The sequence below is a fragment of the Mycobacterium sp. genome, assembly GCF_039583785.1.
Lineage (GTDB): Bacteria > Actinomycetota > Actinomycetes > Mycobacteriales > Mycobacteriaceae > Mycobacterium.
Window position 1 is genome coordinate 183,666 of the sequence record NZ_JAVKSG010000001.1, and the last position, 13,316, is coordinate 196,981.

General features: G+C 66.6%; 13 protein-coding genes. 11 read left to right on the forward strand and 2 right to left on the reverse strand.

What is annotated here, in order from left to right; translation table 11 throughout:
- Positions 1 to 25: 25 nt before the first annotated feature.
- Entirely contained in the window at positions 26 to 622 is a 597-nt protein-coding gene (locus tag ABDV69_RS00925) for a hypothetical protein (RefSeq protein ID WP_343571461.1), read from the reverse strand.
- 196 nt (positions 623 to 818) lie between these two features.
- On the opposite strand from ABDV69_RS00925, the gene ABDV69_RS00930 reads away from it, so the two are divergent.
- Complete coding sequence (locus tag ABDV69_RS00930) at positions 819 to 1,295, forward strand: MarR family transcriptional regulator (protein WP_343571588.1); 477 nt, start codon at positions 819 to 821, stop codon at positions 1,293 to 1,295.
- 55 nt (positions 1,296 to 1,350) lie between these two features.
- Here ABDV69_RS00930 and ABDV69_RS00935 read toward each other — a convergent pair whose 3' ends face one another.
- Positions 1,351 to 2,526, reverse strand: a complete 1,176-nt coding sequence (locus ABDV69_RS00935; RefSeq protein WP_343571462.1) for a permease — start codon at positions 2,524 to 2,526, stop codon at positions 1,351 to 1,353.
- 242 nt (positions 2,527 to 2,768) lie between these two features.
- Between ABDV69_RS00935 and sepIVA the strand changes: the two genes are divergently transcribed.
- The 10 genes from sepIVA (at position 2,769) to ABDV69_RS00985 (ending at position 13,295) form a co-directional block, all read left to right on the forward strand.
- Positions 2,769 to 3,506, forward strand: coding sequence for a cell division protein SepIVA (gene sepIVA, locus ABDV69_RS00940; RefSeq protein ID WP_343571463.1), 738 nt, complete (start codon positions 2,769 to 2,771; stop codon positions 3,504 to 3,506).
- Positions 3,507 to 3,556: 50 nt separating this feature from the next.
- Positions 3,557 to 4,141, forward strand: coding sequence for a DUF177 domain-containing protein (locus ABDV69_RS00945; RefSeq protein WP_343571464.1), 585 nt, complete (start codon positions 3,557 to 3,559; stop codon positions 4,139 to 4,141).
- On the forward strand, positions 4,134 to 4,832 hold the full coding sequence (gene rnc, locus ABDV69_RS00950; protein WP_343571465.1) for a ribonuclease III: 699 nt from the start codon (positions 4,134 to 4,136) through the stop codon (positions 4,830 to 4,832). The genes ABDV69_RS00945 and rnc overlap by 8 nt, the downstream gene beginning before the upstream one ends.
- The gene (mutM, locus tag ABDV69_RS00955) at positions 4,833 to 5,693 is read left to right on the forward strand and encodes a bifunctional DNA-formamidopyrimidine glycosylase/DNA-(apurinic or apyrimidinic site) lyase (protein ID WP_343571466.1); all 861 of its coding nucleotides are present in this window, start codon (positions 4,833 to 4,835) and stop codon (positions 5,691 to 5,693) included.
- A gap of 87 nt (positions 5,694 to 5,780) precedes the next feature.
- Positions 5,781 to 6,194 (forward strand): OsmC family protein, encoded by a 414-nt coding sequence (locus tag ABDV69_RS00960; protein ID WP_343571467.1) that lies wholly within the window; start codon positions 5,781 to 5,783, stop codon positions 6,192 to 6,194.
- Positions 6,181 to 6,462 carry an acylphosphatase gene (locus tag ABDV69_RS00965; RefSeq protein WP_343571468.1) on the forward strand — a complete coding sequence of 94 codons (282 nt, stop codon included), beginning with the start codon at positions 6,181 to 6,183 and terminating at the stop codon, positions 6,460 to 6,462. The genes ABDV69_RS00960 and ABDV69_RS00965 overlap by 14 nt, the downstream gene beginning before the upstream one ends.
- 65 nt (positions 6,463 to 6,527) lie before the next feature.
- Positions 6,528 to 10,130 carry a chromosome segregation protein SMC gene (smc, locus tag ABDV69_RS00970; protein ID WP_343571469.1) on the forward strand — a complete coding sequence of 1,201 codons (3,603 nt, stop codon included), beginning with the start codon at positions 6,528 to 6,530 and terminating at the stop codon, positions 10,128 to 10,130.
- Positions 10,131 to 10,142: 12 nt separating this feature from the next.
- On the forward strand, positions 10,143 to 11,417 hold the full coding sequence (gene ftsY, locus ABDV69_RS00975; RefSeq protein WP_343571470.1) for a signal recognition particle-docking protein FtsY: 1,275 nt from the start codon (positions 10,143 to 10,145) through the stop codon (positions 11,415 to 11,417).
- A 151-nt stretch (positions 11,418 to 11,568) separates the two neighbouring features.
- The gene (locus tag ABDV69_RS00980; protein ID WP_343571589.1) at positions 11,569 to 12,954 is read left to right on the forward strand and encodes an ammonium transporter; all 1,386 of its coding nucleotides are present in this window, start codon (positions 11,569 to 11,571) and stop codon (positions 12,952 to 12,954) included.
- 2 nt (positions 12,955 to 12,956) lie between these two features.
- Positions 12,957 to 13,295: a P-II family nitrogen regulator gene (locus tag ABDV69_RS00985; protein ID WP_343571471.1), complete on the forward strand. Its 339-nt coding sequence runs from the start codon at positions 12,957 to 12,959 to the stop codon at positions 13,293 to 13,295.
- Positions 13,296 to 13,316 lie beyond the last annotated feature (21 nt).

Here is a 13,316-nt window from a genome sequence, read left to right on the forward strand (position 1 = left end):
GGCCGCGCTGACGGTTTGGTGTAGGTCAGCTCTCCGCGAGTGCCGCATGCAGTGACTGCTTGGCCTCGGTGATCGCGGTCAGGACCGTGGTCCGTGCTTCGGCCAGCTTCTCCTTTTGCGTGTCGGTGCCCGACCAGTGGATGGTCCGCGCCAACCCGGCGAGCTCGAACAGCCCCCAGCGGATCTTCGCGACGTCACCGAACTTTCCGGCGTGGGTCAGCCGTGCGTGAATGGTCTCGCTGCTGATTCCGTTCCATTGCAAGACATTTTTGCCCAGTTCGGTCAGGGTGGCCACGCCGTCGCTGACGGTTACGAAACCGCGGCCGGCCAGTTTTCCGATCGCAAGCTCGACGATTCCCTGCGGGGGCGCGAAGGCGCCGTCGGTCGCGTCAGAAATCCGTTGCACGATCTGCTCCGCGTTCGCCGGACCGTCGAGTAGCAGCGCAGCCGTGCTGACCGCCACACGCTTGTGGCGTCCACCGAAGCCGCGCCCTCCAGGTCCGCCGTGTCCGCCCCAGCCATGACCGCGTCCACCGAAGCCGGGTCCGCCGAATCCCGAGCCCGGTCCATTGAATCCTGTTCCGCCCCAACCGCGGCCGCCTGCAAATCCATCACCGTACATCCTTGTTCTCCTTGCGCTAACGGCGACGAGCCCCAACGACCCGGCCGCCAATTTGTACATCAACCTCCTTGATACCCGGCCTACCGGAATATGTCAACAAACTTGATATAAGGAGGGGTGATCCGCCCACGGGTCACCAAGTTGATGCACCGGCGCGCCGACCAATGCGGCGCTAGATGTGCACTTTGATGTCAGCATGATGGTGATGGGCGAATTCGAGGATCAACCCCTGGGCTTCCTGGTGCGCGGCTTGATGGCGCGGCTGCGGCCTTACGCAGTCCGAGCCTTGCGACCGCTCGGTCTGGGGTTGCCCGAATTCGTCTGCATGCGCATTCTCCACGACGATCCGGGCCGCACCAGCGCCGAGCTGGCCCGCCACACACACGTGACCGCACAGGCGATGAACCAGGTTCTGCAAGGGCTCCAGGAGGGCGGCCTGGTCGCCCGTTCCGCGACGGCATCGTCGGGCCGTGCGCTACCGGCTCGGCTGACCCGCAAAGGCAAGGCATTGCTCAGGCGTGCCGAGGAGGCAGTCGCGTCCTGTGACGAACAGCTGCTGGCCCACCTCAGTCCCACTGATCGTCGTCAACTCAAATCGTTGCTCTACCGCGCCGGCAATCCACCGGCGGACGGAACCTCGGCCTGCGGCCGCGGCGGTTCCCCCACGCGGTGAAGCTTCATCCGCGAGCGGATTCAAGTTTTGCGACAGATGCGGTTGGACTGCCGTGTCAGTGGGCGTGGCAGTCGTGTCCGGGCTCCGCGTCGGGGGATCCGCCCATCGCCCGCAGCATCGGAAGGCCGCCGGTGAGTACGAAGCGGGCGACCAGTAACGCCGCAAGCCCGAGGAAGGCGATGTTGAGCCAGGTGGTGTAGTTCCACGAGATGCCGGCCTCCATCACGGTGGCGTTGCGCTGCGACGGGATGAGACCTGCTGCGCCGAAGAGGAATTCGACGACGTAGCCGGCAGCGACCATCGCGGCATAGAAGGTGCCCAGCAACGTCAGCATCATCACGGTGCCGTAGTACTTCCGGTAGATGTTCAGAATCGGCAGGATGAGCAGGTCGGCGAAGATGAACGCGACGACGCCGCCGAAGCTGATGCCTCCGTTCCACAACACGGCGGCCAGCGGCACGTTGCCGATCGAGCAGACGAACGAGGCGATCGCCACGACCGGTCCGACGATCGGACCCCACAGCGTCGACCACACCGGGTGGTCGGTGAAAAAGAATTGCTGCCAGAAAGATTCGGGAACCCATGCCCCGATGGCTCCGGCGATCAACAGCCCGATCACCAGATCGCGCAGGATGGCGGCCCACTCCATCACGAAGACGTGGGAGACCGAGGTGAAGCCCTCCCCCGACACCAGTCGTCGCAGAAACGACCCGTCGCGCTGGACCGACATATCCATGGCGGCATGGCCTTCCATCGAACCGGCCAACCCCTGCTCGGCCTGGTTTCGGGCGGCATCGACCAGTCGCGAGCGCACGAACAACCGGAACAACACTGCCACCGCGACAATCATCACCGGTCCACCGATGAACTCCGCGGCGGTGAACTGCCAGCCCATCAGCAGAGCCAGGATGATGCCCAACTCCACGACCAGGTTGGTCGAGCCGATCTCGAAGGCCATCGCGGCGGTGAAGTCGGCGCCCTTGCGGAACAGCGACCGGGCCAGTGCCACCGCGGCATAGGAGCACGACGAGGACGCGGCGCCCAGTCCGGCGGCGACAGCCAGGGTGCGTGGGCGGTCGTCGCCGAGCAGTGCCACGACGGTCGACCTGCGCACGAGAGCCTGCACCACGGCGGACAGCGCGAAACCCAAGATCAGGGCCCACAGGATTTCCCACGTCATCGAACCCGACAGTGCCAGCGCGTGGGCGACCGCACCTGCAACCTGTGTCATAATCCCTCCAACCTAATACCCCTAGGGGGTATTCCCACGATACGTGACGCCGCACCGGCCGCAATTCGGGAGCGGCGCGGGATTGTCGCCGGTGCGGAAGAATCGACATAATCACGTCAAGTGTGCAGCTAGTTAGGACGATTCTGAGACCTAAAAAGCCCGACACACCGGGCCTGGCAGCGCAGTCACAGATGCAACAACAGGCACACTGGTAACAACAACGATGCCGGGAGGGTGTTGCCGTGTACCGAGTTTTTGAGGCGCTCGACGAATTGGGCGCCATTGTCGAGGAAGCGCGTGGCCTCCCGATGACCGCCGGCTGCGTGGTGCCACGCGGCGACGTGCTCGAACTGATCGACGACATCAAGGACGCGATCCCCGGCGAGTTGGACGACGCCCAGGACGTACTCGATGCGCGCGACTCGCTGTTGCACGACGCCAAGGCGCACGCGGACGCCATGGTGTCCTCGGCGACCGCCGAGTCGGAGTCGATGGTCCACCACGCCCGCGCGGAAGCCGACCGAATCCTCGCCGACGCCAAGGCGCAGGCCGACCGGATGGTCGGGGAAGCGCGTCAGCACAGCGAACGGATGCTCGGCGAGGCCCGTGAAGAAGCGGGTCGCATCGCCGCGTCGGCCAAGCGCGAGTACGAGGCCACCACCACCCGCGCGAAGTCCGAGGCCGACCGGCTCGTCGAGAACGGCAACATCTCCTACGAGAAGGCCGTGCAGGAAGGCATCAAAGAGCAGCAGCGTCTGGTGTCGCAGACCGAGGTCGTGCAGTCGGCCAACGCCGAGTCGGCCCGGTTGATCGACGCCGCCCATGTGGAGGCCGACCGACTGCGCGGCGAGTGCGACATCTACGTCGACAGCAAGCTCGCCGAGTTCGAGGAGCACCTCAACACCACCCTGCGCTCGGTCAACCGCGGCCGTCATCAGTTGCGCACGGCGGCGGGCGTGCACGACTACGCCCAGCGGTAGCTCCCGCCAGCGGCGCGAGGTCGCTGGTGAGCGTCCGTAGAATCGCGGACATGGCGCGGCAGCACACCCATAGGGCACGACCACGTTCGAGTTCGCCGCTCGTCGTCAACATTGCTCGGCTCGGCCGGCGACCCGGGGCGATGTTTGCCCTGCGCGAGACCGTGGTGAACCCTGCTCGCATCGGCCTCGACCTGGCCGGCATTGCCGTCGACGCTCCCTTGGATCTTGACTTCCGGGTGGAGTCGGTGTCCGAGGGCGTGTTGGTGAGCGGAACGGTGTCGGCTCCGCTCACCGGCGAATGCTCGCGGTGCCTGACGCCATTTCACGAGCAGATCCAGGTCGATCTGACCGAGCTGTTCGCCTACTCAGACAGCCTCACCCGGGCGACCACCGAGGAAGACGAGGTCGGTCTCGTCGTCGCCGACACCGTTGACCTAGAACAGCCGATCATCGACGCGGTGGGCCTGGAGCTGCCGTTCTCGCCGGTATGCAGGCACGACTGCCCAGGTTTGTGCACCACCTGCGGCATCGCGCTGGCGACCGCCGACCCGGGACATCACCACGACGAGATCGACCCGCGTTGGAGCAAGCTGACGACGATGCTCGGCGACAACAGCGGGGCCGGCAGTGAGTGATCTGCTCGCCGCGCTCGGGGTCGACCTGCCCGACGACCTTTTGACGTTGGCGCTGACCCACCGCAGCTACGCCTATGAGCACGGTGGCCTGCCCACCAACGAGCGCCTGGAGTTCCTGGGTGACGCGGTGCTCGGTCTGACCGTGACCGACGAGCTATACCACCGGCATCCGCAACGGCCGGAAAGTGATCTGGCCAAGATGCGGGCCGGTGTGGTCAACACCCAGGCACTGGCCGAGGTTGCGCGGTCGTTGACCGATCAGGGACTCGGCACCCACCTGCTGTTGGGCCGCGGCGAGCTGAAATCCGGCGGGACCGAAAAGTCCAGCATTCTCGCCGACAGCCTCGAATCATTGCTCGGCGCAATCTACTTGCACCATGGTCTCGATGCTGCGCGGCGGGTGATCCTGCGGTTGTTCAGCGACCTATTGGACGCCGGCGGCCTGTTGGATTGGAAGACCAGCCTGCAGGAGTTGACGGCAGCGCGTGGCCTCGGCGCGGTGTCCTATCGCGTCACCGCCACCGGGCCCGACCACATGCGGGAGTTCACCGCGGTCGTGGTGGTGATGGACGCCGAGTACGGGTCTGGAACCGGCCGGACCAAAAAAGTAGCCGAGCAGAAGGCGGCCGAGCAGGCATGCCAGGCGTTGGCCGAACTCGACGGTGCCCTACCCGGGGAAACCGCCGGCTAGATGCCCGAACTACCCGAAGTCGAGGTGGTGCGGCGCGGACTGCAGGCTCACGTGGTGGGCAAGACCATCACCGCCGTCCGGGTCCATCACCCTCGTGCCGTCCGACGCCACGAAGCCGGCCCCGCCGATCTGACCGCCCGGCTGCTGAACGCCCGGATCAGCGGAAGCGACCGACGCGGAAAGTACTTGTGGCTCACGTTGGATGCGCCCAGCGGCGACGAGCAGGCGCTCGTCGTGCATCTCGGCATGAGCGGACAGATGCTGCTCGGCAACGATGCTCAGGGCAACCATCTGCGCATCGCCGCGCATCTCGACGACGGCACCACGCTGAGCTTCGTCGACCAGCGGACGTTCGGTGGTTGGCAGCTCACCGATCTGGTCACCGTCGACGACAGCGTGGTGCCTGTCCCGGTCGCCCACATCGCGCGTGATCCTCTGGACCCGCGGTTTGACATTGGTGCCGTGGTAAAGCTGTTGCGGCGCAAGCACTCCGAGGTCAAACGTCAATTGCTCGACCAGACCGTGGTGTCGGGGATCGGCAACATCTACGCCGACGAGTCACTGTGGCGCGCCAAGGTGAACGGAGCCCGACTGGCCGAGAAGCTGACCCGCCCGCAGCTGACGAGCCTGCTCAGAGCCGCGGACGAGGTGATGCGCGACGCGCTGGCACAGGGCGGCACGTCGTTCGACTCGCTGTACGTGAATGTCAACGGACAATCCGGCTACTTCGACCGATCGCTGAATGTCTATGGCCGCGAAGGCAAACCGTGTAAGCGTTGTGGCGCGGTGATCCGCCGGGACAAATTCATGAACCGATCCTCGTTCTACTGCCCCCGCTGCCAGCCTCGGCCGCGGGGCTGACAGCTTCTGGCGTTCACTCTGCGTCCACGGCGCGAAAGTGCGACCCGCGCCCAGAGCGCAGAGTCATTAGGCGGGTAGAAATGAGCCATGACTGATCTTTGGGTCGAGCGCACCGGGGTGCGCCGCTACACCGGTCGTAGCTCGCGCGGCGCAGAGGTGCTGGTGGGCTCCGAGGACGTCGAGGGCGTGTTCACGCCCGGTGAGCTGATGAAGATCGCGTTGGCGGCGTGTAGCGGGATGTCCAGCGACTCGCCGTTGGTCCGCCGGCTCGGTGACGATTATCACGCGACCGTTCGGGTGTCCGGCGACGCCGACCGCGAGCAAGAGGTCTATCCGTTGCTCGAGGAGACGCTCGAAATCGACCTTTCGGGCTTGGACGACGCCGAGAAGACACGCGTCCTCACCGTGGTTCAGCGCGCCGTCGACCAGGTGTGCACGGTGGGGCGAACGCTGAAAGCCGGCACCAAGGTCGACTTCCGGGTCGTCGATGCCGGACGCTGATGTCCGGCTCACCGCGTGGGTGCACGGCCGGGTACAGGGTGTCGGCTTCCGCTGGTGGACCCGATCCCGCGCGCTGGAGTTGGGCCTGACCGGCTACGCCGCCAACCGTCCGGACGGCCGGGTACAGGTCGTTGCGCAGGGTCCGCGTGACGCCTGTGAACAGTTGTTGCTGCTGTTGCAGGGTGGAAAATCACCGGGTCGTGTCGACACAGTTGTCGTCGACTGGTCGCCGCGCGGCGAAGCCATCAGCGGCTTCAGTGAGAGATAGCCCGGTTCCTCCTCGGAACGCGTTGCGTCCCGCATCGTCACGGGACGGCGGTAGTCTGGCTCGCCGTGTACCTCAAGAGCCTGACGCTGAAGGGCTTCAAGTCCTTCGCCTCGCCGACGACTCTGCGGTTCGAGCCCGGCATCACCGCAGTGGTCGGACCGAACGGGTCGGGCAAGTCCAATGTCGTCGACGCGCTGGCGTGGGTGATGGGGGAGCAGGGCGCCAAGACTTTGCGCGGCGGCAAGATGGAGGACGTCATCTTTGCCGGCACCTCATCGCGCGCGCCGCTGGGCCGCGCCGAGGTAACCGTCACCATCGACAACTCCGACAACGCGTTGCCGATCGAGTACTCCGAGGTGTCGATCACCCGCCGGATGTTTCGTGACGGCGCCAGCGAGTACGAAATCAACGGCAGCACTTGCCGTTTGATGGATGTCCAGGAGTTGCTGAGCGACTCCGGGATCGGCCGGGAGATGCACGTCATCGTCGGGCAGGGCAAGCTCAACGAAATCCTGGAATCGCGGCCGGAAGACCGCCGGTCGTTCATCGAGGAAGCCGCCGGTGTGCTCAAGCACCGCAAGCGCAAGGAAAAGGCGGTTCGCAAGCTCGAGTCGATGTCGGCGAATCTGGCCCGCCTCACCGACCTGACCACCGAGTTGCGTCGCCAGCTCAAACCGCTGGGCCGCCAGGCCGAGGTGGCTCGTCGCGCCCAGACCATCCAGGCCGACTTGCGCGACGCCCGGTTGCGGTTGGCCGCCGACGACGTGGTCACCCGCCAGTCCGAGCTGAACAACACCAACCACGCCGAGGCGACGTTACGCCGTGAGCGCGACGAGGCTTCGGCGCGGATGGCGGTGGCATCAGCAGAGCTGGCCGCGAATGAGGAGGCGCTGACCCGACTTTCTGAGCGCGCGGAACGCTCTCAGCAGACCTGGTTTCGGTTGTCCGCCTTGGCCGAACGGGTCAGTGCCACGGTGCGGATCGCCAGTGAGCGGGCTCAGCATCTGGACGTCGAGACCGCATCGACGGGCGGCCCGGACCCCGACGAATTAGAGGCGGAGGCTGAGCGGGTGGCCGCCGCCGAACAGCAACTGCTGACCGAGCTGGCCGGCACCCGCACCCGGCTGGACACCGCGCGCGCCGAGTTGGCCGACCGCGAGCGCGCCGCCACCGCGGCCGAACAGGCCCACCTGGCGGCGGTGCGGGCCGAGGCCGACCGCCGCGAAGGCCTGGCCCGGCTGGCCGGCCAGGTGGAGACGATGCGGGCCCGCGTCGAGTCGATCGACTCTCATGTTGCCAAGCTGTCGGAGCGCATCGAGGAAGCCGCCGCCCGCGCCCAACAAACCAAGGCAGAGTTCGAAACCGTGCAAGGCCGGATCGTCGAGCTCGACCAGGGCGAAGTCGGTCTCGACGAGCACCACGACCGAACGGTCGCGGCGCTGCGAGTGGCCGACCAGCGGGTTGCCGAACTGCAATCCGCCGAGCGCGGAGCCGAGCGCCAGGTGGCCTCGCTGCGGGCCCGCATCGACGCGCTGTCGGTCGGGCTCGAACGCAAAGACGGCGCCGCCTGGCTAATCCAAAACCGCAGCGGCGCTGGGCTTTTCGGATCAATCGCGAAACTCGTCAAAGTCCAGTCCGGCTACGAATCGGCGCTGGCGGCGGTGCTCGGCTCCGCCGCGGACGCTCTGGCGGCCGAAAGCTATACCGCGGCAACGGATGCGGTGACCGCGCTGAAGCAGGCCGACGGCGGGCGCGCCGCCATCGTGCTCGGCGACTGGCCCGCGGACGAGCCGGGCCCGATGGGCGCTTTGCCCGACGGCGTGCACTGGGCATTGGACCTCGTCGAGGCGCCGGCGCGGCTGCGCGGTGCGATGGTGGCCATGCTGTCGCGGGTCGCTGTGGTCGGTGGGCTGAGCGAGGCGATGAATCTCGTTGCCGAGCGGCCACAATTGCGCGCGGTTACCCGCGACGGCGACCTGGTCGGCGCCGGCTGGATCAACGGCGGCTCCGACCGCAAACCCTCCACGCTGGAGATCGCCGGCGAAATCGCCAAGGCGCGAGCCGACCTCGCCGCAGCCGAGGAGCAGACCAACGAGCTGGGCGCAGCGCTGTCCGGTGCGATGAGCGAGCAGAGCGCCCGTCAGGATTCCGCCGAACAGGCGCTGGCGGCGCTCAACGAATCCGATGCCGCCATCTCGGCGATCTACGAACAACTCGGGCGGCTGGGCCAGGAAGCCCGAGCCGCCGACGAGGACTGGCACCGGCTGACCCGCCAACGGGAGGAGCTGGAGGCCGGGCGCGTCGACACCCTCGCCGAGCTCGGTGAGCTTGAAACTCGGCTGGGCAACGTCGAACAGCCCCACGATGTGTCCAGCGAGCCCAGCCATGGCGAGGTCCGTCAGCAGATCGCCGCGGCGGCCGAGCTGGCCCGCGGCGTCGAAGTGGAGGCCCGCCTGGCGGTACGTACCGCCGAAGAACGCGCCAATGCCGTTCGTGGAAAAGCGGATTCGCTGCGTCGTGCGGCCGCTGCGGAGCGCGAGGCGCGGGTGCGCGTCCAGCAGGCCCGAGCGGCGCGTCAGCGTGCTGCCGAGGTGGCGGCCGCGGTCGCAGATGCCGGCCGAAAGCTTGCCGGCCGACTGAGCCAGGTGGTCAGCGCCGCATCGCAGCATCGCGACGTGCTGGCCGCCGAGCGTCAGCAGCGCTCCGCGGCGATGGTGGCGGTTCGCGACGAGGTGCACACGCTGGGCACCCGGATCGGAGTGCTCACCGAGTCGCTGCATCGCGACGAGGTCGCCAAAGCCCAAGCGGCGCTGCGCATCGAGCAGCTCGAACAGCTGGTGCTCGAGCAATTCGGTATGGCGCCTGAGGTGTTGGTCGCCGAGTACGGCCCCCAGGTTTCGCTGCCACCGACCGAGCTGGAGATGGCCGAATACACCCACGCCCGCGAGCGCGGTGAGCAGGTGACCGCACCGGCTCCGCTGCCGTTCGACCGGCCGACGCAGGAGCGCCGCGCCAAACGCGCCGAACGCGAGCTGGCCGAGCTGGGTCGGGTGAACCCGTTGGCGCTCGAGGAGTTTGCCGCCTTGGAGGAACGGTTCAACTTCTTGGCCACTCAGCTTGAGGACGTCAAGGCTGCCCGCAAGGATCTGCTCGAGGTGGTCGCCGAAGTCGACGCCCGCATTCTGCAAGTGTTCACCGAGGCCTACGTCGACGTCGAGCGGGAATTCCAAGGGGTTTTCGCCTCGCTGTTCCCCGGTGGCGAAGGCCGGTTGCTGCTGACGAATCCCGACGACATGCTCACCACCGGCATCGAGGTGGAGGCTCGTCCGCCCGGCAAGAAAGTCAAGCGACTGTCGCTGCTGTCCGGTGGCGAGAAATCACTGACCGCGGTGGCGATGCTGGTCGCCATCTTCCGGGCCCGTCCGTCGCCGTTCTATATCATGGACGAGGTCGAGGCGGCTCTCGACGACACCAACCTGCGGCGGCTGATCGGTCTTTTCGAGTTGCTGCGGGCCAAGTCGCAGCTGATCGTCATCACCCACCAGAAGCCGACCATGGAAGTCGCCGACTCGTTGTACGGCGTGACGATGCGTGACGACGGCATCACCACGGTGATCTCTCAACGGATGCGCGGTCAGCAGGTCAACGATATGGTCACGACTACTTAAGCGAGGAACACGTTGCCGCAAGCTGTGTGGATCGCGATCGCGGTTGTTGCCGCACTGATCGTCATCGCCGTCCTGGTGCTGGGACTGCTGCGCTACCGGCGACGGCAGATCAGCCTGTCCGGCCGCGAGCAGACCCCCACCCTGGACCGCTCCGGCGGGTACAGCGCGTCGTCGGGAATCACGTTCAGCCGCGTCGAAACTCCCGAGCACCTTGACACGACCGGGCTGCCGGGTGTCGGCGACGACGCGGCAATTCCGCGCGACGCGCCGAAACGCTCGATCTCCGATCTTGCACTGCCCGAACCGGCTGCCACAGAAGCCGATGCACCACCCGTCGAGCCCGCGCCGCCGGCCGCCGAGGAGATCGCCCCGCCGGAAGGACGGTTGGAGCGGCTCCGCGGCCGACTGGCCAAATCGCAAACCGCGTTGGGCCACAGCCTGTTAGGGCTCATCGGCGGCGGAGCCCTCGACGAGGACTCCTGGGAGCAGGTCGAGGACACCCTGCTGATCGCCGACCTGGGCCCGACCGTGACCAGTTCGGTGGTGGCTCAGCTGCGCAGCCGGCTCGCCAGCAGGGACGTCCACACTGAGGCCGATGCTCGCGCGGTGCTCCGCGACGTGTTGATCGCCCAGCTGCAACCCGACCTCGACCGTTCCGTGCGCGCCTTGCCGCACGACGACCATCCGTCGGTGCTGCTGGTCGTCGGTGTCAACGGAACCGGAAAGACGACCACGGTCGGCAAACTCGCACGGGTGTTGGTCGCCGACGGCCGACGGGTGGTGCTGGGCGCCGCCGACACGTTCCGCGCCGCCGCCGCCGATCAGTTAGAGGCCTGGGGTTCGCGCGTGGGCGCCGAGGTGGTGCGCGGACCCGAGGGTGCCGATCCGGCGGCTGTCGCCTTCGACGCTGTCGACAAGGGCATCGAGGCCGGCGCCGACGTCGTCGTGATCGACACCGCGGGCCGGCTACACACCAAGGCCGGGCTGATGGACGAACTCGGCAAGGTCAAACGGGTGGTGACGCGGCGCGCCGCCGTCGACGAGGTGCTGCTGGTGCTCGACGCGACCATCGGGCAGAACGGGCTGGCGCAGGCCCGGGTGTTCGCCGATGTCGTGGAAATCACCGGAGCGGTGCTGACCAAGCTGGACGGCACGGCCAAGGGCGGCATCGTTTTCCGCGTCCAGCAGGAGCTCGGCGTCCCGGTCAAGCTGGTCGGACTGGGCGAGGGCCCCGACGACCTGGCACCGTTCGAGCCGGCGGCGTTCGTCGACGCATTGCTGGGCTAACCGACACCGCGCAGACGTAACACTGCTGAAACCTGTTAGCGCCACGTTTTGTAACAACCTCTTTGCAAGGTTCTCGTGCAGGCCACAGGCATGTGTCTGATGACGGCCGTTCACGCCTGACCGGAGGTGAAAGCGAGTGATTTTCCCGACAATGGGCCAGCCGGATACCGGCGATACCGCTTGGATGTTGGCAAGTTCTGCGCTGGTGCTGTTGATGACCCCGGGGCTGGCGTTCTTCTACGGCGGGATGGTGCGCGCCCGCAGCGTGCTCAACATGATCATGATGAGCATCAGCGCCATGGGCGTGGTGACCGTGTTGTGGGTGCTCTTCGGCTACTCGATGGCCTTCGGCAACGACACCGACAGCATCGTCGGCGACCCGACGGAGTATTTCGGCCTGAAGGGTCTCATCGGAGGCAACTCTGCCGCCGCTGCTGCGGGTAAAGCCGCTACGGACATCCCGCTGGTCGGCACCCTGCCGATGAACGTGTTCGTCGCGTTCCAGTTGATGTTCGCCATCATCACGGTCGCCCTGATCTCCGGCGCGGTCTCCGACCGGCTGAAGTTCAGCGCCTGGCTGGTCTTCGCCGGACTCTGGGCGACCATCGTCTACTTCCCGGTCGCGCACTGGGTGTTCGCCGGTGATGGACTCACAGCCGAGCACGGCGGCTGGATCCTCAACAAGCTGCACGCCATCGACTTCGCCGGCGGGACCGCGGTGCACATCAACTCCGGTACGGCCGGTTTGGTGCTGGCCGTTGTCCTGGGTAAGCGCAAAGGTTGGCCTACGACGCTGTTCCGTCCGCACAACATGCCGTTCGTGATGCTCGGCGCCGGCTTGCTGTGGTTCGGCTGGTACGGGTTCAACACCGGTTCGGCCACCAGTTCCAACGGTGTCGCCGCGTCGACCTTCATCACCACCACCGTCGCCACCGCCGCGGCGATGCTTTGCTGGCTGGTCACCGAACGGATCCGGGACGGCCACGCGACAACGCTGGGCGCCGCCTCGGGCATCGTGGCGGGATTGGTCGCCATCACACCGTCATGTTCGTCGGTCAACGTGCTCGGCGCGCTGGTGATCGGTGCGGTGGGCGGCTCGCTGTGCGCCCTGGCGGTCGGCCTGAAGTTCAAGCTGGGCTTCGACGATTCGCTCGACGTGGTCGGGGTGCATTTGGTCGGTGGGCTGGCGGGCACATTGTTGATCGGCCTGCTCGCCACGCCGGAAGCTCCCGCCGCCGTCAAGGGGTTGTTCTACGGCGGGGGTTGGGATCAGCTGATACGGCAGGCGATCGGCGCCTTCAGCGTGCTCGCGTACTCCGCTATCGTGACTCTCATCCTTGCCCTGATACTCAAATACACGATCGGGCTGCGCCTGAGTCCCGAGGCCGAAGCGGCAGGGATCGACGAATCTCAGCATGCCGAGAGCGGCTACGAATTCGCAGCAGCCGGCGGCTCTGGCTCCGTCCTTCCGCACGCGAGTTTGCCGGAGAGCACATTTGGCCATAATCAAGTGGGCGACAAAGTAGAGGCGGAATAGGAATGAAGCTGATCACTGCGATCGTGAAGCCATTCACGCTCGAGGACGTCAAAGCCAGCCTGGAGCAGGTCGGCATCCTGGGGATGACGGTCAGCGAGGTGCAGGGGTACGGGCGCCAGAAGGGGCACACCGAGGTCTACCGGGGTGCTGAATACTCCGTCGACTTCGTGCCCAAGGTCCGGGTCGAGGTGCTGATCGAGGACTACGACGCCGAAAAGGCCCTGGACAGCATCGTGCGGGCCGCACGCACCGGCAAGATCGGCGACGGCAAGGTCTGGGTCAGCCCGGTGGAAACCGTGGTGCGGGTGCGCACCGGCGAGCGCGGAGCCGACGCGATCTGATAGCCGCATGAACGCGTGGGC